This window comes from Arthrobacter ramosus (assembly GCF_039535095.1).
Taxonomy (GTDB): domain Bacteria; phylum Actinomycetota; class Actinomycetes; order Actinomycetales; family Micrococcaceae; genus Arthrobacter; species Arthrobacter ramosus.
Map to the genome: position 1 here is coordinate 34,549 of NZ_BAAAWN010000001.1, position 24,849 is coordinate 59,397.

The 24,849-nt window shown below is 64.5% G+C and carries 26 protein-coding genes; 13 read left to right on the forward strand and 13 right to left on the reverse strand.

Annotation, left to right across the window (positions count from 1 at the left end):
- The first annotated feature begins 282 nt into the window (after window positions 1-282).
- Window positions 283-1,281, forward strand: a complete 999-nt coding sequence (locus ABD742_RS00165) for an ABC transporter ATP-binding protein (protein WP_234751065.1) — start codon at window positions 283-285, stop codon at window positions 1,279-1,281.
- A gap of 120 nt (window positions 1,282-1,401) precedes the next feature.
- On the opposite strand, the gene ABD742_RS00170 is transcribed toward ABD742_RS00165, so the two are convergent.
- On the reverse strand, window positions 1,402-1,821 hold the full coding sequence (locus ABD742_RS00170; RefSeq protein WP_234750914.1) for a hypothetical protein: 420 nt from the start codon (window positions 1,819-1,821) through the stop codon (window positions 1,402-1,404).
- Window positions 1,822-2,105: 284 nt separating this feature from the next.
- On the opposite strand from ABD742_RS00170, the gene ABD742_RS00175 reads away from it, so the two are divergent.
- The gene (locus ABD742_RS00175; protein ID WP_234750915.1) at window positions 2,106-2,942 is read left to right on the forward strand and encodes a hypothetical protein; all 837 of its coding nucleotides are present in this window, start codon (window positions 2,106-2,108) and stop codon (window positions 2,940-2,942) included.
- Between the two features lie 636 nt (window positions 2,943-3,578).
- Here the strand turns inward: ABD742_RS00175 and ABD742_RS00180 are convergent.
- A complete protein-coding gene (locus tag ABD742_RS00180; protein WP_234750916.1) occupies window positions 3,579-3,926 on the reverse strand; it encodes a VOC family protein in 348 nt (115 codons plus the stop codon).
- A 72-nt stretch (window positions 3,927-3,998) separates the two neighbouring features.
- Entirely contained in the window at window positions 3,999-4,736 is a 738-nt protein-coding gene (locus tag ABD742_RS00185) for an SDR family NAD(P)-dependent oxidoreductase (RefSeq protein ID WP_234750917.1), read from the reverse strand.
- 106 nt (window positions 4,737-4,842) lie between these two features.
- On the opposite strand from ABD742_RS00185, the gene ABD742_RS00190 reads away from it, so the two are divergent.
- Window positions 4,843-5,445, forward strand: coding sequence for a TetR/AcrR family transcriptional regulator (locus ABD742_RS00190; protein WP_234750918.1), 603 nt, complete (start codon window positions 4,843-4,845; stop codon window positions 5,443-5,445).
- A 334-nt stretch (window positions 5,446-5,779) separates the two neighbouring features.
- Window positions 5,780-5,983 (forward strand): hypothetical protein, encoded by a 204-nt coding sequence (locus ABD742_RS00195; protein ID WP_234750919.1) that lies wholly within the window; start codon window positions 5,780-5,782, stop codon window positions 5,981-5,983.
- A gap of 315 nt (window positions 5,984-6,298) precedes the next feature.
- Here the strand turns inward: ABD742_RS00195 and ABD742_RS00200 are convergent, their stop codons facing one another.
- Window positions 6,299-6,529 (reverse strand): hypothetical protein, encoded by a 231-nt coding sequence (locus tag ABD742_RS00200; protein WP_234750920.1) that lies wholly within the window; start codon window positions 6,527-6,529, stop codon window positions 6,299-6,301.
- 207 nt (window positions 6,530-6,736) lie between these two features.
- On the opposite strand from ABD742_RS00200, the gene ABD742_RS00205 reads away from it, so the two are divergent.
- The 4 genes from ABD742_RS00205 (at window position 6,737) to ABD742_RS00220 (ending at window position 10,715) form a co-directional block, all read left to right on the forward strand.
- On the forward strand, window positions 6,737-7,840 hold the full coding sequence (locus tag ABD742_RS00205) for an Acg family FMN-binding oxidoreductase (RefSeq protein WP_234750921.1): 1,104 nt from the start codon (window positions 6,737-6,739) through the stop codon (window positions 7,838-7,840).
- Window positions 7,837-8,517 (forward strand): hypothetical protein, encoded by a 681-nt coding sequence (locus ABD742_RS00210; RefSeq protein ID WP_234750922.1) that lies wholly within the window; start codon window positions 7,837-7,839, stop codon window positions 8,515-8,517. Before ABD742_RS00205 ends, ABD742_RS00210 begins: the two co-directional genes overlap by 4 nt.
- A 248-nt stretch (window positions 8,518-8,765) precedes the next feature.
- Window positions 8,766-9,026, forward strand: coding sequence for a ribbon-helix-helix protein, CopG family (locus tag ABD742_RS00215; RefSeq protein ID WP_234750923.1), 261 nt, complete (start codon window positions 8,766-8,768; stop codon window positions 9,024-9,026).
- 555 nt (window positions 9,027-9,581) lie between these two features.
- Window positions 9,582-10,715: a UPF0158 family protein gene (locus tag ABD742_RS00220; protein WP_234750925.1), complete on the forward strand. Its 1,134-nt coding sequence runs from the start codon at window positions 9,582-9,584 to the stop codon at window positions 10,713-10,715.
- A gap of 126 nt (window positions 10,716-10,841) precedes the next feature.
- On the opposite strand, the gene ABD742_RS00225 is transcribed toward ABD742_RS00220, so the two are convergent.
- The 4 genes from ABD742_RS00225 to ABD742_RS00240 form a co-directional block, all read right to left on the reverse strand.
- Window positions 10,842-11,420, reverse strand: coding sequence for a VanZ family protein (locus ABD742_RS00225; RefSeq protein ID WP_234750927.1), 579 nt, complete (start codon window positions 11,418-11,420; stop codon window positions 10,842-10,844).
- A 226-nt stretch (window positions 11,421-11,646) separates the two neighbouring features.
- Window positions 11,647-12,081 (reverse strand): GNAT family N-acetyltransferase, encoded by a 435-nt coding sequence (locus ABD742_RS00230; RefSeq protein ID WP_234750929.1) that lies wholly within the window; start codon window positions 12,079-12,081, stop codon window positions 11,647-11,649.
- A 26-nt stretch (window positions 12,082-12,107) separates the two neighbouring features.
- On the reverse strand, window positions 12,108-13,058 hold the full coding sequence (locus tag ABD742_RS00235) for a D-2-hydroxyacid dehydrogenase family protein (protein WP_234750931.1): 951 nt from the start codon (window positions 13,056-13,058) through the stop codon (window positions 12,108-12,110).
- 60 nt (window positions 13,059-13,118) lie between these two features.
- Window positions 13,119-14,102 (reverse strand): ABC transporter substrate-binding protein, encoded by a 984-nt coding sequence (locus ABD742_RS00240; RefSeq protein WP_234750933.1) that lies wholly within the window; start codon window positions 14,100-14,102, stop codon window positions 13,119-13,121.
- 189 nt (window positions 14,103-14,291) lie between these two features.
- Between ABD742_RS00240 and ABD742_RS00245 the strand changes: the two genes are divergently transcribed.
- The 3 genes from ABD742_RS00245 (at window position 14,292) to ABD742_RS00255 (ending at window position 18,559) form a co-directional block, all read left to right on the forward strand.
- On the forward strand, window positions 14,292-14,720 hold the full coding sequence (locus tag ABD742_RS00245) for a YybH family protein (protein WP_234750935.1): 429 nt from the start codon (window positions 14,292-14,294) through the stop codon (window positions 14,718-14,720).
- A 111-nt stretch (window positions 14,721-14,831) separates the two neighbouring features.
- The gene (locus ABD742_RS00250; RefSeq protein WP_234750936.1) at window positions 14,832-15,821 is read left to right on the forward strand and encodes an LLM class flavin-dependent oxidoreductase; all 990 of its coding nucleotides are present in this window, start codon (window positions 14,832-14,834) and stop codon (window positions 15,819-15,821) included.
- A 98-nt stretch (window positions 15,822-15,919) separates the two neighbouring features.
- Complete coding sequence (locus tag ABD742_RS00255) at window positions 15,920-18,559, forward strand: trehalase-like domain-containing protein (protein WP_234750937.1); 2,640 nt, start codon at window positions 15,920-15,922, stop codon at window positions 18,557-18,559.
- Window positions 18,560-18,630: 71 nt separating this feature from the next.
- Here ABD742_RS00255 and ABD742_RS00260 read toward each other — a convergent pair whose 3' ends face one another.
- From ABD742_RS00260 to ABD742_RS00270, 3 genes are all read right to left on the reverse strand, one after another.
- Window positions 18,631-19,557: an AEC family transporter gene (locus ABD742_RS00260; RefSeq protein WP_234750938.1), complete on the reverse strand. Its 927-nt coding sequence runs from the start codon at window positions 19,555-19,557 to the stop codon at window positions 18,631-18,633.
- Between the two features lie 152 nt (window positions 19,558-19,709).
- The gene (gene panD, locus ABD742_RS00265; RefSeq protein ID WP_234750942.1) at window positions 19,710-20,138 is read right to left on the reverse strand and encodes an aspartate 1-decarboxylase; all 429 of its coding nucleotides are present in this window, start codon (window positions 20,136-20,138) and stop codon (window positions 19,710-19,712) included.
- 55 nt (window positions 20,139-20,193) lie between these two features.
- A complete protein-coding gene (locus ABD742_RS00270) occupies window positions 20,194-20,556 on the reverse strand; it encodes a putative antibiotic biosynthesis monooxygenase (RefSeq protein ID WP_372460923.1) in 363 nt (120 codons plus the stop codon).
- A 99-nt stretch (window positions 20,557-20,655) separates the two neighbouring features.
- Here ABD742_RS00270 and ABD742_RS00275 point away from each other — a divergent pair, with 99 nt between their 5' ends.
- Window positions 20,656-21,246 (forward strand): TetR/AcrR family transcriptional regulator, encoded by a 591-nt coding sequence (locus tag ABD742_RS00275; RefSeq protein WP_234750944.1) that lies wholly within the window; start codon window positions 20,656-20,658, stop codon window positions 21,244-21,246.
- Here ABD742_RS00275 and ABD742_RS00280 read toward each other — a convergent pair.
- Entirely contained in the window at window positions 21,230-22,084 is an 855-nt protein-coding gene (locus tag ABD742_RS00280) for a LysR substrate-binding domain-containing protein (RefSeq protein WP_234750946.1), read from the reverse strand. The two genes, ABD742_RS00275 and ABD742_RS00280, sit on opposite strands and share 17 nt — an antisense overlap.
- A 150-nt stretch (window positions 22,085-22,234) precedes the next feature.
- On the opposite strand from ABD742_RS00280, the gene ABD742_RS00285 reads away from it, so the two are divergent.
- Window positions 22,235-23,632 carry an MFS transporter gene (locus tag ABD742_RS00285; RefSeq protein WP_234750948.1) on the forward strand — a complete coding sequence of 466 codons (1,398 nt, stop codon included), beginning with the start codon at window positions 22,235-22,237 and terminating at the stop codon, window positions 23,630-23,632.
- 77 nt (window positions 23,633-23,709) lie between these two features.
- Here the strand turns inward: ABD742_RS00285 and ABD742_RS00290 are convergent, their stop codons facing one another.
- A complete protein-coding gene (locus ABD742_RS00290; RefSeq protein WP_234750950.1) occupies window positions 23,710-24,843 on the reverse strand; it encodes a N(5)-(carboxyethyl)ornithine synthase in 1,134 nt (377 codons plus the stop codon).
- Window positions 24,844-24,849: the final 6 nt, after the last annotated feature.

Sequence of the window (24,849 nt, forward strand, 5' to 3'; positions counted from 1 at the left end):
TTAGAGAGTGCCTGCATATCGGTTTTCTCGAAGCTAAGGCATGAAGGTGGCGAGCTGACCGGCGGAGCGATGAGCACCCTACCGGAGGACCCCGAGATGTTCACTGGCAAAAGATGCTGGCGCGGGAAAAGGAAAGGCCACCTACTTATGGGGCCTCGGGGACCCGAGCCGGGCGGACTGGGCGTGATCTGTCTTGGCTATGCCGATAGACTGCCGGACCCGGCGCGTCGCCGACAGGGTTGACCGTTCACAAGATTCTGAAACCTGCGTACCGTGAACTTTATGGACGCCGTCATCCGGACTGCCGGCCTACATAAGGACTTCAGCCACGTCAAGGCTCTTGACGGCCTCGACCTGGAAGTCCGCGCGGGCGAGATCCACGGTTTCCTTGGCCCCAACGGCGCGGGAAAGACAACGACCCTTCGCGTCCTGCTGGGCTTGGCGCGGGCGTCGTCGGGCAGCGCAACCGTTCTTGGCCGCGACCCCTGGACACATTCCGTCGAACTCCACCGGCGCATCGCGAGTGTCCCGGGGGACGTGGCCATCTGGCCCAATCTCTCCGGCGGCGAGGCGATCGACCTCCTCTCACGCCTTCGCGGCGGCACCGCAGACCGCGGCGCCTACAGGCACCGCAAGGCCCGTCTTTGCGAGCTGTTCGACTTGGACCCCTCTAAGAAGGGCCGGGCGTACTCGAAGGGCAACCGGCAGAAGGTCGCGCTTGTCGCGGCCCTCGCAACCGACGCTGAGCTGTACCTGCTGGACGAGCCAACGAGCGGGCTCGACCCCCTCATGGAGGCCGTCTTCATGCGCGAGATCCGCCTGCTCGTGCAGGAGAACGGCGCTACCGTGCTGCTCTCGAGCCACATCCTGTCCGAGGTCGAGCACCTCGCAGACAGGGTGAGCATCATCCGCGCCGGGCGCATCGTCGACGGCGGCACTCTCGACGCCCTGCGCCACCTCACCCGCACCGAGGTCTCCTTCGCGGCCGACAACGTCGACACCCATGCCCTTTCGGACCTTGCCCAGGTGCACGACCTGACCGTCTCCGATGGCCGGGTCAAGTTCGGCGCGGACTCCGACAGCGTCCACGAGGTGCTTCCGCTGCTCGGCACCCTCAGAGTCAAGGGTCTCCTGATCTCGCCGCCGTCGCTCGAGGAGCTATTCCTCCGCCACTACGGCGTGACGGTCGCTCCGGCCGTCGGCGAATCCGACTTCGCAACACGGCACGACGGCGCCACTCTCCGCCGTCGTCATCGGGACGCGGAGCGGACGGGAACCTGAGATGAGCACGTTCCTGACCCTTTACGGGCAGCGGCTCAGCCGCGACCGGTGGCAGCTCGCCATCTGGGTCATCACGATCGGCTTGCTCGCACTCCTGTCGGTCACGACGATCCCCAAGACCTATGGCGACGAGGCTTCCCGTGCCGAGGTCCTGCGGCTCGCGACTGCGACCCCCGCGATTCTCATGCTCCGCGGCCTCGTCCGCGGCGCGAGCGAAGGCGCGTTCACGTTCTTCGCGCTCTTCGCGTTCATTTCGCTTCTGGCCGGGTTCATGAGCACGTTCCTCGCCGTGCGGCACACCCGCGCCGAGGAGGAATCCGGCCGCGCCGAGCTCGTCTCGGCGACCCCTGCGGGGCGCTGGGCGCCGCTGGCCGTGACAGTCGCACACGGGTTCGTCGCGAATGTCCTCGTGGCGGCGGCCCTCGCGACGGGCCTCATGGTCGGCGGGCTCGAACCGAGCGGTTCGCTCGTGGCCGGCGCGGCCGCGGGCTCCGTCGGGATCGCGTTCCTGGGCGTCGGGCTGCTCTCGGCCGAGTTCATGAGCACCTCGCGCGGGGCGAACGGGATCGCGTCGGCGCTCGTCGCACTCGCCTACCTCCTGCGGGGCTTCGGCGACGCGACGGGCAAGGTCAGCCCGGATGGCCTCGTGATCACGGCGGCTTGGCCGAGCTGGCTCTCTCCCATCGGCTGGGGCCAGCAGACCTTCGCCTACACGGGCAACCGGCTGTGGCCAGCAGACCTTCGCCTACACGGGCAACCGGCTGTGGCCGATCGCGCTCCCGCTTGCGCTCGGAGCGGCGTGCATCGCCGCCGCCGTAGTCCTCATGTCACGGCGCGATATCGGCGCGAGCGTCCTCGCGGGCCGGGCGAGCCGAGCCGACGCGAGGGCGAGCCTTCGCGGGCCGTTCTCGCTCGCGCTCAGGCTCCAGCAGGGTGCGATCATCGGCTGGTGCCTGGGCGGCCTCGCGACCGGTCTCCTCGCAGGGGCTCTCGGGTCAGCGGTCCAGCAGGCCCTCAACGGCGCCCCATCAATTACGAGCGTCCTGCGCGCCATGATCCAGGCCCAGGGCACGTCCATGACCCAGCTCGTGATCTCGGTACTGTTCGAGTTCGCCGGGGTGCTCGCCGCGGCGTGTTGCCTGCAGGCAATCATCCGGCTGCGGCAGGAGGAAACGGCCGGCACGGCAGCGCTCCTCGCGGCGCAACCGCTGAGCCGCGTCCACTTGCTCGCAAGCTTCCTGGCCCTGGGCGCAGCCTCGGTGTTGCTCGTCATGGCGTTCGCTGCCGTGGGCGCGTGGGCGTCTCTCATCGCGTCCGGGGACACCTCAAACGCCGTCACCGACGTGTGGCAGACCGCCGCCGACCAGCTTCCCGCGGCCCTCATCTACCTCGCACTGCCGGCGGCCGCGTTTGTCCTCTGGCCGCGCTGGACCATGCCGCTGGGCTGGGGGACGCTCATCCTGGGAGTGATGATTGGCATCTACGGTGGCATGATCGGCTTGGACAAGAGTGTCCGCGACCTCTCGCCGTTCACCCACACGCCCGTCCCCTCGGCCTCCGGCAGCGACTGGAGCGGCGGGTTCTGGATGCTCGGCATAGCTGCCGCTCTCACGACCATTGCGCTCATCGCCATGCGGCGGCGGGAAATAGGGGCCGCGTGATGGACCGTATAACCGATGCCCTCACCACCGGGACCCGCATGCCCAATGGCGCCGGAACCTCCGTGGTCTCCGACGCAAGGGCAGCGCCTCGAGACGTCGGCCTCCTCCAGTCTCGACATGCTCACCCGTCGCTCAGCACTGATGGCAGGGGTGAGACAGGACGCGGCCATCGTGGCACGCCTAGTGGACACAAACCCCGGTGTAAACTCTTCACGGTCCCCTGGAGGGACGGGAAGCAAGTACGGACAAACCATCCTGATCTTCCCGCGGGATATCCCCGGAAGTCCTCCGCCCCCACTACAAGATCCTGGTATCCGGTGTAGGATCGGCAAACGAACACCGGGGGTGACATTTAGCTCCGCGCAAGTCCGGTATGTACCACTGCAAATCGCACCTGCCAGCCCCTAATGCGCCAGCGGTCTGGTCTTAGCAACCGATCCTTTGCTGAGGTGTTCCTCCGGACAACGGTCCTTTGGATCTCATCCCGCGTGTAGGGCAAGCGCGGCTACCTGAAAAGCCTCGAGTGCCATGCCTACAAAGGCCAGGACCCCACCCCCTGTCGGCCACGGTTGCGGTCCGGTGAGTGGCCGGCGCCTTCTAGCAAGCGAAGGGGCCGGCTTCAGCCACCCGCGCGAGCTATCCGGGGATGAGGTCGAATTCGTTGCCGTCAGGGTCGGCGAACGTCACCCAGTTGCCGCCGTTGTCCGCGAGGGCGGTGAGTTGCGTAGCGCCGAGACCGAGAAGCCTGTCCGACTCGGCAGTGAAGTCGCCGGCCTTCAGATCGAAATGCAGCCGATTCTTGACGGTCTTGGGCTCCGGGACCTTGTGGAACATCAGCACCGGGCTGCCGTCGCCTACGGCGACCGCGGCGAACGTTTCGGATGCGCCCTCGTTCACGGTCCGTCCGAGCGCGCCGGCCCAGAACGTCGCGATCGCGACGGCGTTGTTCGTGTCGAAACTGACTCCGAGAATGGTGGTTGTCATGGTTTGGTTCCTTCGTTCGTTTTTTGGTGTGTGAGCCGCTGCCCTGCCGTGAGGGCGGCGTGCCGGGGTGATTCAGACTGCGGTTCGACCACCGTCGACGGCGATGACGGCGCCGGTCACGTAGCTGGCGCGGGGTGAGGCCACGAAGCCGATGACGTTCGCGATTTCTTCGGGCACTGCTGCCCGTCCCAGGAGGGTGGTCTCGCCGAGGGCTTTGATCCTTGCGGGATCGGATGCGGTGTAAACCGGTCCGGCAGCGATAGCGTTCACGCGCACTCCGCTCGGGCTGTACTCGGCGGCCCACGAGCGTGTGAGTGCGACGAGTGAGAGTTTCGTGGCGCCGTACGCCGCCCCGCCGGCGAGGCCGACCAGTCCGGCCATGCTGGCAAGGCTGATGATGCTGCCGCTTCCCTTGGCTGCCATCGCCGGGGCGAAGGCGGAAACGAGCAGGTACGGTGCGCGCACATTGGAGTCGAACAGCGCGTCAAACTTTCCGGGGTCAAGGTCGACGGAGGGCCCGAACCAGGAGAACCCTGCGTTGTTCACCAGGATGTCAACGTCACCGGCTTCGTCAACGAGCTCCTGGATTCCCTCGGTGGTGCTGATGTCGGCTCCCACAAAGCGCGCATGGCCACCACCGAGCTCGATCTCTTCGAGGACCTGGACACCGCGGTCGACGTCACGTCCATGCACCAGGACGGTCGCGCCCTGGGCCGCGAGCTGGACGGCAACCGCCCGCCCGATGCCCGAGGTTGCCCCGGTCACCAGGGCCGTTTGGCCTTCGAGGTCTCTGATCTGTGTATCCGACATTTCCTGCTCCTTGTATGTACCGGTCTGTCTAATAGAAGATACTTTAGACCGCCCTGTCTAAATCTGCAAGGCCGATTTAGACAGATCGGTCTGATATAGTTGGGAAATGGTCGAGAAAGCTGAAAAGAAGCCGTCGCCGAGGCAGAAGCTCCTCGCCGCGGCGGACGAACTCTTTTACAACGAGGGCGTCCATGCGGTAGGTATCGATCGCATCATCGAAAAGGCGTCCGTGGCCCGGGGGTCGCTCTACTACAACTTCGACGGCAAGGACGACCTGATCAAGGAATACCTGCTCGGACGCCACGCCGCATGGACGGCTCGTGTCGATGAAGCTGTCGCAGAGTCGAAGGATCCTGGCGAGAAGATCCTCGCGGTGTTCGATGCGCTCGGCACGTTGTTTGCCGAGCCCGGCTACCGCGGGTGTTCGTTCATGAATGCTGTCGCCGAGGCGCCGACCGACGGACCGGAGATCAAGGCCGCCGCCAACTATCGATCCTGGCTGCACGAACTCTTCGGCGACCTCGTCGCAGCGCTGAACGTGCGACATCCGCAGCAACTGACCGAACAACTTGTAGTCCTCTACGACGGCGCGGTCACCGCGGCACAGATGGACAAGTCACCCCACTCCGCCGCAACCGCAAGAACTCTCGCCTCGATGGCCGTGGAGTCCTCAACCTCCAGAAGCCGGGCGGCGCAGTTGGCGGTGTAGACGCCCGCTCGGATTCCCGGAACCGCCATTTGAAGCTGCAAAAAACCGCCAAACGAAGTTAACAATCACATTTCAGAGCGCAGATCATTGCCTGGCCTGTCCGGTGGAGGACCGGCTTACGGACGCTCGGGTCGTCTTGTAACACGCACACCGATTCGTCCGAATGTCGCAGTTCGTTTCATTTGCTAGTTGCAGAAGTCTTTGTTTAGTTGAGGATCGGCGCGCCGCGCCGAGACCGTTGGTAATCCTGAACGTCAGCTGCGCTGTGTAGGTTCAGCTGTGGGGCTTGTCTCGGGCCATCCCTTCCGGGGAACCCATCCCTTCCGGGGAACCGATGACAGCAGGCGAATCTCTGGTGTTCGCCGGCAACGGATTCCAGTGTCCGCTCACGCAGCTCGCCAAACACTACGGGGCCGAAAGCGGCGCGGTGACGGACATTTACCTTCCGAAATGGTTCGCCCACAACATGCCGGCCATCCATGTTCCGCTGCTGATAGTCATGGCCTACCTGCATATCCGGAACTGCCGACGCCGATAGGCGGCTGTCCGGACGCCTTCAGGCATTTCAACGAAGTGCCCGGTCAGACCGAAGAGTCCGGTGGGGGACCCGCTTTCGGGCTCAGTTTTGCGTCATGAGACCAAGGCCTCGGGTGCTCTCGTCGCGTTGGTTCCCGTTCGGAGCGTGAAGGTGACTGTGGTGCGTGAATCAGCTGGGCAGGACTCGCCCGATCGGCTCTTGGCTCCGAAGAGATGGACTGCACGTAACCCGCTTGAGCGCCACGAAGTCGATTCACAGCAGTGTCCGCGGGACCAAGTGCCCTAGTGGTTCGGGCGCCGGAAAGCGATCCTGAGCTTATCCAACCCCTGAGATGGAGCAAATGATGGTCAAGACCTGCCGGCTCGACGGTTCGCAACGCGCAGCCAATTTGGTTTTCGGATTGTTGACCACACCCGGGTCGGGGGCTGCCTGTCGGAATTGGCTGCGCAACGCGCGGGCACATCCCAGCATCACATTGAGCAGGGGACGCCGGACGGAGACGATGACTGCCTGGCCGGCATCCGGGGTCGAAGTTCTGTCGGTCATCCGACCCTGCATTCGCACCGTGCCGGCCACCGGCCCGTATAGGAGCGTCACGGCCGACTCCTCAGACGAGAAAATCCAGTTCGAAGCGGTCAGCCACCCCATGTTTTGCCTGCAGCCGGTCTAGCACCATGGTTTCCGACGCAAGCGGCATAGTCTCGCGCCGCTCAGTTGTGCGGGGTCTCGGGTTGGGGGGGCGCCACGATTCTGGTGACTGCCGCGGGGCTCGTCAGCTACCGCGCTTTCGACAACGGTGTGATGGATGCTGGATCCGGCGCGCCCTACGACGCCTGGACACACTGGCGTACCGACCCGACGCCGGTGGGGGCGGTCGGGGCGGCGATCCTGGCCGCGAGTCCCCATAATCAACAGGGCTGGGCTTTCCGCGTGACCGCGCAGGCAGTCGACGTGTTCGCAGATCCGACGCGGGAGATGCCTATGACGGATCCACTTCGGCGGGAACATCACGTCGGTCTCGGCTGCGCCATCGAGAATCTCGTACTCGGGCTGCTGGCCCGTGGGTATCACTCAGAGGTGATTTTGATGCCCTCCGCGGCCGATCCCACTCATGTGGCGTCGGTCACGTTGACCTCTGTGGAGGCGACATCCTCATCCCTGCACGATGCCATCGGGGACAGGCACTCGAATCGTGGACCGTATGAACACGGTCAGGTTGCGGATGCGGTGCTTGGCGAATTGGCTGGCCCCGCCGGGGATGGCGGCGTCCGGGTTCACTGGCTCACCTCGACGGCAGAGAAGAAGGCCTTCAGCACGATCGTGATTGAGGCCACCCAGGCGATCATTGAGGATCGCGGCCAGTCGGAGGAGTTCTTCATCCGGTTCAGGAACAACCGTGACGACATCGACCGGTTCCGCGACGGCGTCACGCTCGACGGACAGGGACTTGCCCCGCTCACCCTCACCCTCGCCAAGCTCCTGCCCGCCTATTCACGTGCTGAGGGTGACCAGTTCTGGCTTGACCAGACCCGCACGGTTCACACCGCAACGGCAGCCGCTTTCGGTGTTGTCACCGTCACTGATGCCGACGACCCCCGGCTGCGGCTGGCCGGTGGCAGGCTTCTGCAGCGGGTTCACCTCGGTGCCACCTCACGAGGGCTGGGAATGCAGCACATGAACCAGGTCACCGAACGGATCGATCGCGAACACGAACAGAGCCTTCCCGCGTCATTTGCGCCGCGCCTGCGGGAGCTTCTGCCCGCCGGAGTTGTGCCGTTGGTCGCGTTCCGACTCGGGACTCCGGTACGGGCATCCCGACCCAGCCCTCGGCGTCCATTGAAAGATGTGGTTCTGTGAACGGGATGCTGCTACGCCAGCGAACCGCGCTGTGGCTTGGGGTCGCGGGCGCTGCTCTCGGTCTCGTCGCGGGGGTAGTTCAGGCCACCCTGGGAGCCCAGATCCCGGAGTGGAGCGGCTATAAGAACAACCCATTCGGGCTGGGCGTGCTCACGGTGAGTCTGTGTCTCGTCGCACTCGTCGGCGCGGTCACCCTCGGTCGAATTCCGCTCCCCACGCCGCACCGACTGGCGGCGGCGATGGGGCTGCTGATCCCGGGGCTGCTGTGCTTCACGACGGTGGGGGTCCTCTGGTACCTGCCCGGCGGACTGTTGCTGGCAGCGACGGTTCTCGCGGTCAGAGCGGGGGAGACACACGAGTCACGTCACTTCGTTGTGACGCATTGGCTTTCTGGATTGGTGAGCGTGCTCGGCCTGTTCGAATTGATGCTGGCCGTGGGCACGGGTGTGGGCTGGATGGCCGCAATCGGAATCGTTGGCGGCATCGCCGTGGTCCTCGCGCCATGGGTTCCCTCCAAACTGCTGCGCATGACGCTGCTTACCCTTGGCACTGTGCCCTTCGCACTCCTTACCTGGTGGAGCATCGCGAGCCCGCTACTCGCTGTCATTGCCTTAGGACTTGGTGCCGTCGCCACCCGGCGGAGAACTCCGGTCCTCGCCACGGGAAGGGACTCTTAGGCCATCGAGCATCCACGATTGGATGCCAACGGTCGCCAGGACTGCGGCAGTGATTCTGTCGCGCCGGACCCGCCCGAGAAAGCACCCGTTGATCCTTCCCCTGCGGGCACCCGATCTCCGACAAATCGGGAATCCGAAACACCGCTTGACGCCACGGTCACGGCGCGGACGCACCGCTCAGGGATCCCCTTACGGACAACGGTCAGTTCCTCTGGTCACCGGGAGAGATTCGTAATACGATTGTCTGCATGGAACGCAAGATGCATGGACGGGAGGTCTCGGAAGCCGAGATCGATGGGTGGGTCGAGGAAGCCGAGGCCGGTTACGACATTGAGGAGCTGAAGGCGCGGATGGGGCGCCCTGCCAGGGGCGCGGAGGCGTCTCAGGTCGTTCCCGTAAGGCTGACGGTCGAGGAGCTTGCAGCGGTGATGGCCCGGGCCGAGCGCGAGCACCTTAACCGGTCCGAGGCGATCCGCGCCGCACTGGCCGCTTGGTCGCACGTGGCGTGATCGTCCGCCGCTCCGCACACAAGCACGGGATCAGCTCCGCTGACGGGATCGAGGCGGCAGCATGGCCGCTGGTATCAGTTCCCTTGGGATGATGACGAACCGCGCAGGTTCCTCCGCCTCGGCTTCGACACCCACGGCCGGCTGCTGGAACTCGTGGTGCTCGTCTGGGACGACGGTAGCGAAGAACTCATCCACGCGATGAAATGCCGCCCCAATACCTCGGGATGCTCGGCTAGCACTGTCTCACCAGAGCATCGACACCGACTTCGATTGCGCGCTCACCGATCCTCGAACGGGATAACAGGGAATTTGTTATAGAGCCGGATCGCAGGGACATCGTCGCATTCAAGGGCCTGCATAGGTTTTAGCTCATCCCTCTCGAGGCTCGCGCGGGGGCCCTGCAGTTCCCCGACCACGGCAGCGCCGCGGCGCGTGCCATCCTTGGGTATGGCACGAACTTGGTTATCGGTGACGGTGGAACTGCTCGGGGGTCGTGGCGAGGAGCTGTGGCCCTGGCCCGGGCGCATCTTCGCGGTCGGACCCTCGCACACCTTCATGGATCTCGCCAATGCCATCAATGATGCCTTCGCCCGGTGGGACCGCTCGCACCTGTCACTGTTTACCCTGGCCGATGGCCGGGTTATTACTGATGAAGAGACGGGAGCTGAGATGGCCGGATCGATCCGCGGCCCGATCATCGCGCCGATGGACATTGCTGCTCTCAAGGTCGTCCGGACGCTGGAGCCGGGGGCTGAGTTTCAGTTTACGTTTGACCTCGGTGACGCTTGGATACACCGTTGCGTGGTCGGGGAGGTGAAGGTGGACCCGCTGGAAGTGTTGGGTGTCCGCCCTGGGGTCCCCTTGCCGTACTGGGGTTGGGGCAGTATCCCGGACCAGTACGGGCGCCGGTGGGCTAGTGACGATGGGGAAGGTCGGGCGCCGGGGAAACCGAGCCAGCCGCACCCTATGTTGCTGCATGCCTGGCCCTTACAGGTGCAGGCGCCCCGGTTCGACCTGCCCGAACTGCGGGAAGCCATCGCCGCGGCAAATGCGGCTCGTTTCCTCGCAGTGGTGATGGGACACGATATCGATGATGTTCTGCAGCAGGTGGGGGCCGGGATACCAATGGCCCTGGAGCAGCGACGCCGGGAGGCCGAGTCGGTGGCACTGTCGGTCATCAACCGGCTGATGTGGCGCGGCGGCGCTGGTGACCAACTACTGGCCGAGGACCTGCTGGCGTATCTGCGCGGTGTGCCGCCGCCAGGCAGGGCCGTGTCTGTCGACCTCGACATGCTCAGTGTCGTCTTGGAAGGGGATCCCGGGCTGTCAACCGGCGGTTACCTCGACCTGTATACCGGGCAGGTGTACGACGAGACCGCCACTGACCCGATGATGGTCGGGGAGGGCGCCGCCATCAACGTGGTGGAGGAGCCGGACCGTTGGCTTCGAATCAGCCGCGCCGATTCCCGGAACGGCTGGCAAGACATGGCGGCCTTCGCGGAACGGCAGCACGATAAGGCCCTCCGGGAGCGGCTGGAGCGGGCGATCGAGGGCAAAGGTGCCTTCTTCCGGTTCCGCGATCTCGTCCACGGCGAGAACCTTAGCGAACAGTGGTACGCCTTCTCCGCCGACCGCCAGATGGGCCGTGCCCGCGAGTTCCTCGCTGACCACGGCATCCGCGTGGCCTGACGAACCGGGGCTCGGTCAGCGCCGGAGCAAGTCCATGCCGGCCGATGGATATACCCTCAGCAGTGGAGCAGTGGAGTGGGCCGATCATGAGGTCGAGCGAGCTGTGAGGGGAACTGTGGGTTGTGCTCACATGCGTAGTCGGATGATGAAGAGGAAGTAGCACCAGACGGGCATTGAAAGCAGTGACAACCCGGCCATCGCGGTCCGTATTCGGGATCGCTCGTGCAGGATTGCGGAGAGCAGCCAGAGTGCGAGGATTCCGATGAGTCCTCCGACGCAGTTCAGGATCACGTCGTCGATGTCAGATGCTCCAACCGCGAACACGCCCTGGATGATCTCTACGGCGACGCTGACCGAGGCGACCGTGAGCATGGTCAGCCATGCGGCCGCCCGATGTCGGAGCCACGATGCGTAGACTCCGAGCGGGATGAAGATCAGGATGTTCCCGACGACGTTGGCGAACGCCACTCTCTCGGTCCCGGGAGAGTGGCTGAACGCGTATTTCGCGATACTTGCGAACGGGATGAGATTGATCGAACGCTCCGAACCCGGTACACGGGAGAAAAGAAGCAGCTTAAGCCCGAAGGCCGCGTAGAGGGCGAAGCCGGCGAAGATGGCCACCGTCTCCGCTTTCGCCCGTTTCGTGGTGAGTCGCCAGCTCGGCACATCATCCGTGACCGCGGTGGGTTTCGGTTGTACACGCATCCACAGGATTGTACATAGGGAGCTTGTCGTGCTCCTGTGAGACCTGGATTCGACAACCGCCACCGAGGGGCGCAACGTGGCCGACCGCTGATCCAGGCCGCACGGAGCCACCGCGCACGGTGGGTCGACGTTCGCTCGGACTGGCGAACGTTCCATAAACCGGATGCGACTGTGATAGCCCGGTTTGCAGCACAATAGAGCCGTAGACGACCGCATTCGCAACAAATCAGGCTGCGACCATGAAAACGTCTACCGGATCCTCGGTCTCCAAGACAAAGCCGTGGCGTTCGTAGAGCCGTCGGGCCGGGCTGCCTTGGAGCACGTTGAGCCGGAACGGTCGGTGGTCCTTGGACTCGCCCATGACCCGCTGAAGCACGCCGGATCCAAGACCTTGCCCTTGGAATCCAGGTGCGATGTAGAAGTGTTCGATCCACAACGCTTCGGGCTCGGGACGGACAGCAATGACGCCGGCACGTTGCTTTTCGACGAGAATGACGAAGGTGTGATCTGACTGGAACGCATTCAAGAACCGCTCGCGAACCCGGACCGGATCCCAGCGACCAAGCCGTTCCAAATCCGGACGCATGACGACGGCGCGCAGTTCGGCGATCCAGTCGGCAGCGGTGGGCAGGGCGGGACGGAGTGAGAATTCGGCAGCCACTGGACTATTCAACCCCAATCGACGCCCTAAGCCGTGAGCACCCGCACCGGATTTCCCCGCACCCACGCGCGGATGTCCTCGAAGGCCTCGCCATAGAAGCGGGCGTAGCTTTGCGAGCTGACGTAACCCAAGTGCGGTGTCAGCACGGTTCGCGGCGCCGTGAGCAAGGGGTGGTCCGCCGGGAGGGGCTCGACGTCGTACACGTCCAGGGCCGCGCCGCCGAGCCACCCTTCGTTGAGGCCGTGGAGGAGGGCAGCCTCGTCCACGATCGGCCCGCGGGCTGTGTTCACCAGGACGCCTTTAGGGCCGAGGAGCCGCAGTTCGTCCTCCCCGACAAGCCCCCGGGACCGTTCCGATAACCGCACGTGGACACTGACGACGTCGGCCTCCCGGAAGAGTGCCTCCTTGCTCACCTTTCTGGCGCCGGCCGCGGCGGCGGTCTCTTCGGTGAGGTTGGGACTCCAAGCAATGACATCCATGCCGAACGCCTTGCCATAGCCTGCGATCTTGCTCCCGATCTTGCCCAGTCCAAGCACGCCGAGCGTCTTTCCTGACACTTCGAAACCCACGGTGCTCTGCCAATTTCCCGCGCGCAGCCGACGGTCCTCGAACGGCACGTTCCGTGCGAAAGCCAGGAGCAGGGCCCACGTCAGCTCGGGAGCAGCGGAGGGTGAGCCGCCCGTCCCACAGACAGTGATGCCCTGCTCCTCGGCTGCGCGCATGTCGATGGCTGCGTTGGCCATTCCGGTGGTGACCAGGAGCCTCAGCTTGGGCAGTTGCCGGAGGCACTCGGCGTCGAAAGCGGTCCGTTCCCGCATGGCCATGATGATGTCGAAGTCGCGGAGCGCGGCCACGGCGTCCGCCAAAGGCTCCCTGAAAACGGTGACATCGACGCCGTCGTCGGCGAGCTCAGCCCACGGCGCGTAGTCGTGGGCGACGGCTTGGTAGTCGTCGAGGATGGCAAGGCGCTGGACCATGGAATTCCCTTTCGCTGGGAGGGATCGCGGCTATGTGGAAAGTTACACTCCCAGGGAACCCTAGCTCTTCGGCAAGCCCGGCGGATTCAGTTGCGACGTCTGGATTGCCTCCGCCGAAAGACCCCAGCGGTCAAGGATCTTCCCATACGTACCGTCCTTGATGAGCGAGTTCAGGCCGGCCTGGGCCGCCGCAGCGAAGCCGTTGCCCTTCTTGGTGGTCACCGCGATGCTCGCCTTGAGCGGCCACCCGCCGTCAACCAGTCCCACGCTCTTGGTCTTGCCATCGGTCTGCGACTTGTAGGACGCGGTCGCGTTCGGCCCGAACGTCAGGTCCGCACGGCCCGACTGCAGCGCGAGCGTGGAGGCCGAGTCGTCGTCGTAATACTGGAATTCAACCGGCTTCAAGCCGTTCTTCTTGTTCTCGGCGTCCCAGCGCAACAGGATTGCTTCCTGGTTGGTGCCCGAGCCCACAATGATCCGCTTGCCCGCCACGTCCGGAGCCGAGTCCACCTTCGTGATTGAGCTGTCGCTCTTGGCGTAGAAGCCCAGTTTGTCCTCGCGGTAGCTGGCGAAATCGAACTTGAGCTTGCGCTCTTCAGTCACGGTGACGTTCGAGATGACGGCCTCGTACTTGCCCGATTCCACGCCCAACGGCCAGTCGGCCCACGCCGTCGGGACAATGTCCGCCTTGAGTCCCAGTGATTCTGCCAGGGCGACCGCGATGTCCACCTCGTTGCCCACCGGCGTCTTGTTGTCCGTGGCGTAGACGGCCAGCGGCGCGGCGAAGGGACTCACCGCGACGGTCAGCTTTCCGTCTGCCTTGACCGACTGCGGCACGAGGGCGGCGGCTTCCGGCGACACCTGCACAGGGAACCGGTGCTGCTCGGGCGCCAGGTTGAAGGTTTTGCCAGCGGAAGAGCCAGTGGACGACGACGACGGCGCTGACGCGGCTGAGGCGCCCGGGTCCGAGCACGCAGCGAGGCCGAGAGTAGTGGTCACCGCGAGTGCCAGTGCAGTGCCTGTTTTGAGGCGTGAAGTAGCCATAGAGTCCCCTTCGAAAGTGATGGATGGTGTGCGTTGCAGCAACTATCCGGCAGGGCCCAGCACCGGTCAAAGCGCTGTGAAACGCTGGGCTACAGGGGTTAACGGAGGTTCATTCGAGGTCCCGAAGAGTCACACTGCAGCCACGGTGTAGGCTTCCCACACAACCGCCGACACTTGAGGAGATTTTTCGTGAGCAACGAGCAAACCCCGGTCAATCAGGCGCTGGATTCCTACGCAGCTGCTGTCCACGCGAAAGACGTTGACGCATTCACAGCGCTCTACGATGACAACGTCCACATCTACGACTCCTGGGGGCAATGGCAATACACGGGAATCGAGGCTTGGCGGTCGATGGCGGGCGAATGGTTCTCTTCGCTTGGCGATGAGCGCGTGCAGGTCGAATTCAACGATGTGCAGTCCGTCGTCGGGGCCGACGTGGCTTTCGGGCATGCGGCCGTGACCTTCGCCGGGATCTCGGCTGATGGGGAACGGCTCCGGGCGATGACCAACCGCTTCACCATTTGCCTTGAGAAGAAGGACGACACCTGGAAGATCTCCCACGAGCACTCTTCGCTGCCCATCGATATGGAGACCGGCAAAGGCATCTTCACGAGCTGAGACGGAACCCACGCAAGGAAGAGAAATAACCCGGGCGCCGCCGTCGTTGTCGCAAGAGTGGCCGGGAAACCGGCCCCTCGAACGAAACCACCTTCGAAAGGCCGGCATAACGTGACTGTTCCCCTCTCCATCCTCGACCTGGCAATTATTGGCAAAGGCCAGACGGCGGCGGAGAGCTTCGCCGGGAGCGTCGCCATGGCGCAACTGGCCGAACGGCTCGGCTACCGGCGGATCTGGTACGCCGAGCACCACAACATGGGCTCGATCGCTTCCTCGGCCACGAGCGTGCTGATTGCCCACATCGCCGCCAACACAAGCAGCATCCGGCTCGGTGCCGGCGGCGTCATGCTGCCCAACCACTCGCCGCTCACCATCGCGGAGCAGTTCGGCACCCTCGAGACGCTTCACCCGGGCCGCATCGACCTCGGTCTCGGACGGGCGCCCGGCAGTGACCAGAACACTATGCGTGCACTCCGCCGCGATCCCATGGCTGCCGACACCTTCCCGCAGGACGTGTTGGAGCTGCAGGGCTACCTCACGGGACCCACGCGGATCCAAGGGGTGGAAGCTACGCCCGGCAAGGGCACCAACGTGCCGCTCTACATCCTCGGCTCCTCCTTGTTCGGGGCGCATCTGGCGGCGCAGCTCGGCCTGCCCTACGCCTTCGCCTCGCACTTCGCGCCCAACGCGCTGCAGGACGCCGTCGCCGTCTACCGCCGCGAGTTCAAGCCGTCCGAGCAGCTGCAGGAGCCCTACGTGATCGCGGGCGTGAACGTGGTGGCCGCGCATTCGGCGGCCGAAGCCCAACGGCTCTTCCTCGAAATCAAGCGGGACCGCGTCTCGCGTTTCCTGGGCGGCGGCCGCGAATTCACCGACGCCGAAGCGGACCTCATCCTCGACTCGCCGCAGGGCCAGCACATCGCACAAATGGTGAAGTACTCGGCGGTGGGCACCCCGGAAGTGGTGCGCGAGTACCTTGACGAATTTGCCCGCCACGCCGACGCCGACGAACTGATCGTTGCCCACCAAAGCACCGGCACAGAGCAGCGACTGCGTTCCGTGGAGCTGGTCGCGGAGGCCGTGGGGCTGACCCGGGTGTAGCGCCACGGCAAACTCGTTACACCCCGGCAATACGCGGGTCATGGAGGCGAAACCCGCCGGGCGGAAACTGGACGAACCACCCGGAAGGATCGTCCCCCATGGCTACTCCGCTCAATTTGTCCGTGGCCGATTCGGCATTGCTGACAAAATCGCTTCCGTTGGGCCTCCTGCGGACGGCAGTCCAATCCGAGGCGGCCCATGATGGAATCACTCCGGAGCTGCTAGCAGAACTGAGGATGCTGGCCCGGACTCCGGGGCTCCTGGTGGCCTGTAATTACGGTGGAACCCTCTGCGCTGCGGAAGGCGTATCCACTGAGACGCTCCCCTTGGGGAGTGCCGCCGTCGCGCTCCGGGCTCTGGCAGCACTGCCGAACACGCACACAGCCGTCATCTCCGGCAGGTCGCTGCGGGACCTTGCCGCGGTGTCGCGGTTGCCGGCGGAAGTCCACCTGGTAGGTTCGCACGGCGCCGAATTCGACATGACCTACGCGTACAGCGTCTCGATGGCCACAGAAGCCATCCTTCAGCAGGCAGCGACCGCCTTGAACGAATCCATCGGTTTCGAAAAGGGCATCAGCATCGAGCGCAAGCCCGTGGCGGTAGCCATCCACACCAGGCCGGCCACTCCTGCCGTCGTGGCACGGGTGACGCGCGAGGCGCACCAGATCGCCCGTGAACTGGGCCTGTTTTTCATTGTGGACGGATCCGTCCTGGACTTGTCCATCGTGGAGCCCTCCAAAGACGCCGCGCTGGAGCATCTGCGCACACAGTTGGGGGCCAGCGCGGCCCTGTTTGCCGGCGACGCGGAGAGCGATGAGTTCGCGATCGCCACCTTGCGGGGCCCGGATCTTGGCCTGCACGTTGGTGATGGAGAATCCACGGCGCGCCACCGCTTGCCGGACCCGGAATCCTTCGCCAAAGTGCTCGCCATCCTGTTCGAGCTGCGCCGTGCGTGGCTGTTCGGCGAGGACGCGGTGGGGCTGGAGCGGCATTCGATGATCGGCAACGGGACCTCGACGGCGCTGCTCACCCCGGAGGCCAAGATCTGCTGGATGAGCCATCCCCTCCCGGATTCCGGCTCCTTGTTTGCCCACATCCTTGGCGGTGACCCGGCCGGCCACTTCAGCGTGGAACCGGTCAAGACATCGAAGGTGCTGGGCCAGCGCTATGTGGACAACACCATGATCGTGGAGACGCGCTGGGCGGACGTGACGGTCACCGACTATCTTGAGCCGGCACCGGACGGCATCACCAGCCTGGTCCGGGTCCTGTCCGGAACCGGCAGCGCGCGGATTGTTTTCGCACCGCGGCCGGACTATGCCAACGCCCCGTTCAACATGGAGGTCCGCGGCGAAGAGCTGCACGTCGTGGGCACCTCGGATCCCATCGTTCTCTTCGCTCCCGGAGTGCCCTTCACGGTCACGAGCGACGGCAAACACGGCACCGCCACCGCGGAAGTCAGCCTCGCGTACGGTCCTGTCGTCATGAACCTGAGGTGCGGAGACACTGAGCCGACGACCCCGGACCCCGCCGGAGAGCTCGCCCGGCGGGCCGCCGTCGCGCACCAATCCCGGCTGTGGGTCCGCGGGCTGGAACTGCCCGACATGAAACCGTCATTGGTGCGGCGCTCGGCACTGGTCCTGAAAGCGCTGGTGCACGAGCCGACCGGGGCTGTCCTCGCAGCTCCAACCACGTCGTTGCCGGAAGGGATCGGCGGCACCCGCAATTGGGACTACCGCTATTGCTGGCTCCGCGACGGCTCCATGACGGTCAATGCGCTCGTGGACCTGGGTTCCACCGAGGAGGCAGACGGGTTCCTCCGCTGGCTGGGCCGCATCCTTGAGAACGCGCCCGGTCCGGAATGGCTGCACCCCCTGTACTCCGTGACCGGCTCCCCGCTGTCGACGGAGGCCATTATCGAGAGCCTCCCCGGTTACGCCGGCTCGCGGCCCGTGCGGATCGGGAACGCCGCCGACCACCAAGTGCAGCTGGACGTCTTCGGACCGATCGCCGAGCTCATCCAGACCCTCAGCAAGCGTCGCGGCACCTTGCCGGACGAGCACTGGAGACTCATGGAGCAGATGGCCTCGGCCGTCTTGGCCCGTTGGCACGAACCCGACCACGGCATTTGGGAAGCCCGGCGGGCGCCACGGCACCACATCTATACCAAGGTGATGTGCTGGGTGACGCTCGACCGGGCCATGCAGACGGCGGTCCGGTTCCGGCGCCCCATCGGGGCCGAGTGGGAGGAAACGGCCAACATCATCCGCGCGGAAGTCCTCCGCGAGGGCTGGGATGATTCCGCGAGTTCCTACACCGTGGCCTACGACAGCCCGGACCTGGATGCTGCCGTGTTGCACATCGGGCTCTCGGGCCTGCTGGACGTGCGCGACCAGCGCTTCCTGGACACCGTCACCGCCGTCGAGCGCGAACTTCGGGTGGGTCCCACCGTGTTCCGATACAGGTACGACGACGGCCTGCCGGGTTTGGAGGGCGGGTTCCACATTTGCACCACCTGGCTGATCGAGGCGTACCTGGCCGTGGGCCGGCTGGACGATGCGCTGGAATTGTTCAACCAGCTCGTGGCGCTCTTCGGTCCCACCGGTCTGCTTCCTGAGGAGTTCGATCCCGGCACGGAGACCCACTTGGGAAACCACCCGCAGGCGTATTCGCATTTGGGCTTCATCCGCTGCGCGCAGCTGCTGGACAGGTACCTGGACTCGGTAGACGAACAGTAAGCCCACCCAACTGGCTCGCAGTTAATGTCGTTTTCAGCGCCCAAAACGACACTTAATGCGAGCTAGTTGGGCTAAGTGAGCAGCAGGGCCACTGCGATCATTGCCGGGACCGCCACCACGGTGGTGATCAGGACCGTGTCTTTGGCCACGGTGATTCCCGTGTTGTAGCGGCTCGCAGCCACGAACACGTTCTGCGCAGTGGGTAGGGCCGCCGTGACCACCACGGCGAACAAGGCATGTGCCTCCAGGCCCAGCGCGAAGCGGGCGAACAGGTACGCCATCGTGGGGTGGACAAACAACTTGAAGCCGCTGGCCAGGAGCGCGTCCGTCCGGCGACCCGTGTCCTTTTGCAGGGGCCGGGAGCCGTTCAGGCTCATCCCGAACGCCATCAGCATCGCGGGAATGGCGGCTCCTCCGATCAAATGGATCGGGTCCATGATCAGCGAGGGCACTTGCCAGCCCGTTCCAGCCACGACCAAGCCGAGGGCAGATCCCACGATCATCGGGTTCCGCACGATCATCAGGACGAACCGCAGGGGAGTGGTGCGGTGGGCGCTGGTGCTCGCGTCAAGCGCCATCAGGTACATGGGCGTGAAGAACGCGAGCTGGAAGATCAGCAGCGGTGCCACATAGCTTGCGTCGCCCAGGACGAACACCGCGATGGGGATGCCGAGGTTCGCGGAGTTGGCCAGCGAAGCGCTCATGGAGGACATGAGCGATTCGGGCAGGGAGCGTTTGAGCCAGAACTTCACGATGACAAAGAACAAGCTGCCTGTGGCAACGGCGCCCACCGCCGTCACAAGGAGTGGAGCGGCAAAGATGTCGTGAAGACGGGCCTTGCCCAGGGTCTCAAAGAGGAGCGCGGGGCTTGCGACGAAGAATGTCAGGCCGCTGAGGACCGAACGCGCGTTGTCCCCCAGGATCCCGCGCTTGCCGACGAACATGCCCACCAGAATGATGGCCCACACTACGAAGAACCCGGAAAGGACGCCCAGCACTACGGCATCCGGAGGGGGACGGGCGCGGGGCGGCGTGGGTTCACAGTCCCAGCCTAAATCAGCTTTATTCGGCTGTAAGGCCCGACGGCGGCATATTCCGCCATGTGGACCGTGCAGAAGGGGTGCCCTCAGGGGCAACGGAAGAGGGGAACCTAGTTCAGGTCTGCGTTGTTGAGGGCGTGCGGAGGGCGCATGACGCCCGGAGTGATGCCTTCGGCGGGATCGCTGCCGAGCTGGACGATTTTGTTGGCCCTGTCCACATGGACAACCTTGGGCTGGTAGGCCTTGGCCTCTTCGGTGGTCATCTCCGCATAGGTGATGAGAATGACGACGTCGCCCACGTGCACGAGATGCGCTGCGGCACCGTTGATGCCAATGACCCCGGAGCCGCGTTCGCCGGCAATGGTGTAAGTCTCAAGGCGCGCGCCATTAGTCACGTCAACAATGGAGACGAGCTCGCCGGGGAGAATATCCGCAGCATCCAGCAGATCCAGGTCGACCGTCACTGAACCTACATAGTGCAGGTCGGCATGGGTCACCGTGGCACGGTGGATCTTGGACTTAAACATTGTGCGGTTCATAACGTGACAAGTTTAGCGCGTGGCCGCTCGATCGCCGGGTGATGCCTGACACAGGCTAGGCCTTGGCGGTGGCCTTCCGTGCCTGCCGCCTCTTCAGGGAGCCGTAGCCAGCGAGCAGTTTGGGGACAACCAGGTAGACGGCGGCAGGAACCACAACGATCGTCAGGACGAGGGCGCGCAGCGCGGGGTGCCATGACTCCGAGAGCGGAGCGAGGATCGTCATGCCGATCGCCACGAGGGGGAAGATGGCCAGCCACGTGATGACCGCACGCATGTGTACAGAAGGCATGTGCACGGAAGGTAGGTGTACGGAAGGCAGGTGCATGGAGTGCGCAGAAGACGTGTGCGCAGCGGGCGGGGCAACTGGCTCAACTGCGGCGGCGTCCGCGGGTGCGGCAACGGGGATTTGGGTGCTCATGACATTCTCCAACTAATTGGTTGCTTTCGGCGTGAGTTCAGACTAGACCGCACCATCAAAAACTGCAACTACTTGGTTGGAATCTGTTAAGATGGACCCATGGCATGGGATACCGAGCGGACCAAACGACTCCTCCTTGAGGCAGGGACTGCCGAGTTTTGCCAATTCGGACTCGCCGGCGCCAGGGTGGACCGCATCGCCGCCGCGGCCGGAGTCAACAAGGAACGCATCTATCAGTACTTCGGCAAGAAGGATCTTCTCTTCGACGCCGTGATCGCGTCCCAGCTCAGCAAGGTGGTGGACGAAGTGCCCATCGAGGGTGCTGGTCCCGAAGCCTTGGCCGACTATGCCGGACGCCTGTTCGACCATCACCATCAAGATGCCACCCTTCCGAGGCTGCTTTTTTGGGAGGGTTTGGAGCGGGGTGAATATGTGGTGAACCGTCCGGACCGGGCCGCGAACTGCAGAAACAAGGTTGACGGTGTCATCCGGGCCATGCCGGGGACGTCCAGGGAAGATGCGGCCGATCTGATGCTCACCATCATTGCGCTGTGTGACGCCTGGCCGGTACTGCCCGAGCTGGACGGCCTCATGGCCGGCAAGGGACCAAGCAGGGCGGAGCGGCGCCGGAAGGCGATCGTCCGGACTGTCCTCCTGGCCGCACAGGCGCTAGCTACGCCTGCTTGTTGAGCGTCCTGCCGATGATCGCCTGCGTCAGCGCATCCACCACTTCGGCGTTCGCCAGCGGGTTGCGGATCAGGGTGAAGTCGACGTCGCCCACGGGCGGGAGGCCGAAGCGCCGGGTGATCACTGTAAGGTCCTCGGGAACCAGGGATGACGGCATGACCGCGACGCCGATGCCGGCACGCACCGCTGCCAGGACGCCCGCGATCTGCTTCGTTGAGCAGGTGACCCGCCACGTCCTGCCCATGGCCTCAAGGGCATCGATGGCCAGTTTGCGGCTGACGCTCGGGGCTGGATAGCAGATCAGCGGTACGGGGCTTGCAGGGTCCAGCACCGTCTGTTCGACGCCAACCCAAGCAAAGTTATCGTGCCGGACTACTGTGCCGTCCTTGGCCTCGCCCACCCATTTCACGAAGACGAGGTCCAACTGGCCCGCGTTAAGGCGTTTGTAGAGCTGGTCGCTCTGGCTGACGGTAAGTTCAAGGTTGATCTGTGGATACAGCTGCCGGAATTCGCGCAGGATCCGAGGCAAGCCCGTGATGGCGAGATCGTCGGCGGTTCCGAACCGCAAACGGCCGCGCATGGCGGAACCGGAAAAGTACCTGGCTGCGGAATCGTGCGCGGAGAGGATATTGCGGGCAAAGCCTGCCATGGCGTCCCCGTTGTCCGTGAGCCGGACATCCCGCGTGTCGCGCGCTACGAGCGCCCGTTTGGCCGCCGCCTCGAGCTTTCTCACGTGCTGGCTGACTGTGGGCTGGGCCAGGCCGAGGCGCTCGGCTGCCTTCGTGAAACTCAAAGTCTCGGCCACGGCCAGGAAGGACCGCAGCTGCACGGGTTCGAACACGGGTCTCCTTGAATAGCTACGTTCACCGCCGCTCGCGCCGGTGTATTGCACTTCGCAATGCTAGTTATACGGCCAATTCACTTCCATAATCACCGCGGCCAACCCTAGCGTTAAAGGCATCCCAGCGAAACGTCTATCCAAGGACTACTTTTGGCACCCCCACCGCCCTCAGCGGCAAACGTCAGCCAACCCATCATCGATTCACTCGCCGCAAGCAGCCGGATTTCACACGCTGCCGACCCGGACACGGTCACCCAGCCGATCGCCGTCGTCAGCGAACGGCTGCCCTGGCGGCACACCTTCATATCCCTCAAAGTACCCAACTTCCGGATCTTCGCCGTGGGCCACTTCGTCGCAGTCATCGCACTCTGGATGCAGCGGATTGCCCAGGACTGGTTGGTGCTCCAGCTCTCCGGATCCGTCACCGCCGTCGGAATAACCGTGGCATTGCAGTTCATGCCGTCGCTGTTCCTGGGCCCCTGGGGCGGCATGATGGCGGACCGTTTCCCCAAGCGACGCATCCTCATCCTGTGCCAAAGCGTCGCGGCCTCCCTGGCGGCCATCCTTGCCGCATTGGCGCTGAGCCAGCGCATCGAGGTGTGGCACGTTTACGTGATCGCGTTTGTCCTGGGCCTCGTGACGGTCCTCGACCAGCCTGCCCGGCAGGTCTTCGTCAACGAACTCGTGGGACCGAAGTACCTGCGCAACGCCATCAGCGTCAACTCCACCACGTTCCAGCTGGGCGGCCTGATTGGTCCCGCACTGGCTGGCGTGCTGCTGACCGCGGTCGGCGCGGGCTGGGCCTTCGCGGCGAACGCCGTGGCCTGCTGCTCCACTGTCACCATGCTCCTGATGCTCCGCAAGAATGAACTTTTTGTCAGCACGCCCGTGCCAAAACGCAAGGGAATGCTGCAGGAAGGCCTGCGATACGCCCTCAGCAAGCCCACCATCTACTGGCCGTGGCTCATGGCCGGCTTTGTAGCGGTCTTCGCGATGAGCCTGCCTGTGCTCCTCGCCGCCTTCGCGGATCACGTCTACCATGCGGGCGCCGGCGGCTACGGCTTGCTGAACGCGATGGTTGCCCTTGGTGCGATTGCGGGAGCAATCACTTCGGCCCGGCGCCGTCAATTGCGTCTGCGCTCAGTGGTGTTGTGCGCCGGGATGTACGGCTTGATGCTGTGCCTGGCCGCGCTGGCGCCGTCCATGGTGTGGCTCTCCGCCGCCATGGTTCTCTCCGGATTCTGGTGCCTCATGTTCCTGACCGCAGCCAACCAACTGGTCCAGATCAGCGCCAATATGAGCATCCGCGGCCGCGTCATGAGCCTCTACATCATGGTGCTCATCGGCGGCCAAGCCATCGGTGGACCCATGATGGGCTGGCTTGCAGAGCACCTGAACCCGCACGCAGCGCTCTTGGTGTCAGGCGGGGTGCCGGCGCTCGCAGCGGCGACAGTCGCCGTCATGCTCGCCCGGAAGTCTGAGTTGCGGCTCAAAGTAAACGTCAGGGACCGCCGCCGGATGGTACGGATCGTCGCGCAGTCGACGTAGCGGAGTAGCGCCCCAACGCGCCTGAGCCGGGCACCCACAAGGCGCCCGGCTGGCCGCGTACTCAGACTACGAGTCGATTACGCCGCAAGGTGCGGATAGTCCGCTGTGCGCCCTTGGAACTGCAGCACGTCCGGGTTGCGGATGATGCCGTCCCGGATCTCGATGGCTCGGGAGATCGTTTCGTTGGCGGCCCAGGCCTCGGGGCCCGAAATGACCGTCTCAAGGAACGGCAGGAGCGCTTCGCTGATCTCCCAGCTGGACGAATTCCACAGGTAGGACGGGCTGTGGTCCACGGCGTAGTAGTTGATGTGGTCGCCCACCGTAAACATGGGCTCGGCGAACGTCGTGGTCCGCGCCCAACTGAAGCCCATGCCTTCGTCGCAGGAGACGTCAACAATCAAGCTGCCGGGCTGGAACGCGCCAAGGTCCTCGGTCCGCAGGTATGTCAGCGGCGAGTTCGGGTCCTGCAGCGTGCAGTTGACCACGATGTCGCTCGCGGCGAGGAACGGAGCCAGTGGCAGGCGGCCACGATCGGTAATGACCTCGCTCAGGAAAGGGGCGTTCTGGTCGTGGTCGAACTGCACTATGCGCACCGAGTGGATGGGAGAACCGACCGCCGCAACACCGCGGTTGGTCAGCACCTGGACATCGTGGACGCCGTGCGCGTTGAGGGCGGTGACCGCGCCACGCGCTGTGGCTCCAAAGCCAATCACGACGGCGCTCAGCCGCCTCCCGTAGTCACCCGTCGAGCCCGTCAGGGCAAGGGCGTGGATGACGGAACAGTAGCCCGCAAGTTCGTTGTTCTTATGGAAAACGTGAAGCCCGAAGCCGCCGTCGCTGGCCCAGTGATTCATCGCCTCGAACGCGATCAGGGTCAGCTTCTTGTCGATGGCCAGCTGGGTGATGGCCCTGTCCTGGACGCAGTGCGGCCAACCCCAGAGGACCTGACCGTCGCGGAGGTCGGCAAGGTCTTCCGGCTGCGGTTTGGGCAGGAGAATGACATCCGAATTCGAGATCAGTTCTTCACGGCTTGCCATGCCACCGACCAGCGGCTCAAGTTGGCTGTCCGAAAAGCCGAAGCGCTCGCCGTAGCCGCGCTCGAGCCGGATGTTTTGCCGGAGTTCCGGAGCAATGCGCTCCAAGTGCAGGGGATGGACAGGCAGCCGGCGCTCGTCCGGCTTCCGCGAGGACGACAGGATGCCGAGGGTCATGGCGCC

What these genes read in the sequence shown, in the direction of transcription:
- ABD742_RS00165 (WP_234751065.1), top strand. Translation starts at nt 283, where the DNA reads ATGGACGCCGTCATCCGGACTGCCGGCCTACATAAGGACTTCAGCCAC.
- ABD742_RS00170 (WP_234750914.1), bottom strand. Translation starts at nt 1,821, where the DNA reads ATGAACTCGGCCGAGAGCAGCCCGACGCCCAGGAACGCGATCCCGACG.
- ABD742_RS00175 (WP_234750915.1), top strand. Translation starts at nt 2,106, where the DNA reads ATGTCACGGCGCGATATCGGCGCGAGCGTCCTCGCGGGCCGGGCGAGC.
- ABD742_RS00180 (WP_234750916.1), bottom strand. Translation starts at nt 3,926, where the DNA reads ATGACAACCACCATTCTCGGAGTCAGTTTCGACACGAACAACGCCGTC.
- ABD742_RS00185 (WP_234750917.1), bottom strand. Translation starts at nt 4,736, where the DNA reads ATGTCGGATACACAGATCAGAGACCTCGAAGGCCAAACGGCCCTGGTG.
- ABD742_RS00190 (WP_234750918.1), top strand. Translation starts at nt 4,843, where the DNA reads ATGGTCGAGAAAGCTGAAAAGAAGCCGTCGCCGAGGCAGAAGCTCCTC.
- ABD742_RS00195 (WP_234750919.1), top strand. Translation starts at nt 5,780, where the DNA reads ATGACAGCAGGCGAATCTCTGGTGTTCGCCGGCAACGGATTCCAGTGT.
- ABD742_RS00200 (WP_234750920.1), bottom strand. Translation starts at nt 6,529, where the DNA reads ATGACCGACAGAACTTCGACCCCGGATGCCGGCCAGGCAGTCATCGTC.
- ABD742_RS00215 (WP_234750923.1), top strand. Translation starts at nt 8,766, where the DNA reads ATGGAACGCAAGATGCATGGACGGGAGGTCTCGGAAGCCGAGATCGAT.
- ABD742_RS00220 (WP_234750925.1), top strand. Translation starts at nt 9,582, where the DNA reads ATGGATCTCGCCAATGCCATCAATGATGCCTTCGCCCGGTGGGACCGC.
- ABD742_RS00225 (WP_234750927.1), bottom strand. Translation starts at nt 11,420, where the DNA reads ATGCGTGTACAACCGAAACCCACCGCGGTCACGGATGATGTGCCGAGC.
- ABD742_RS00235 (WP_234750931.1), bottom strand. Translation starts at nt 13,058, where the DNA reads ATGGTCCAGCGCCTTGCCATCCTCGACGACTACCAAGCCGTCGCCCAC.
- ABD742_RS00240 (WP_234750933.1), bottom strand. Translation starts at nt 14,102, where the DNA reads ATGGCTACTTCACGCCTCAAAACAGGCACTGCACTGGCACTCGCGGTG.
- ABD742_RS00255 (WP_234750937.1), top strand. Translation starts at nt 15,920, where the DNA reads ATGGCTACTCCGCTCAATTTGTCCGTGGCCGATTCGGCATTGCTGACA.
- panD (WP_234750942.1), bottom strand. Translation starts at nt 20,138, where the DNA reads ATGAACCGCACAATGTTTAAGTCCAAGATCCACCGTGCCACGGTGACC.
- ABD742_RS00270 (WP_372460923.1), bottom strand. Translation starts at nt 20,556, where the DNA reads ATGAGCACCCAAATCCCCGTTGCCGCACCCGCGGACGCCGCCGCAGTT.
- ABD742_RS00275 (WP_234750944.1), top strand. Translation starts at nt 20,656, where the DNA reads ATGGCATGGGATACCGAGCGGACCAAACGACTCCTCCTTGAGGCAGGG.
- ABD742_RS00290 (WP_234750950.1), bottom strand. Translation starts at nt 24,843, where the DNA reads ATGACCCTCGGCATCCTGTCGTCCTCGCGGAAGCCGGACGAGCGCCGG.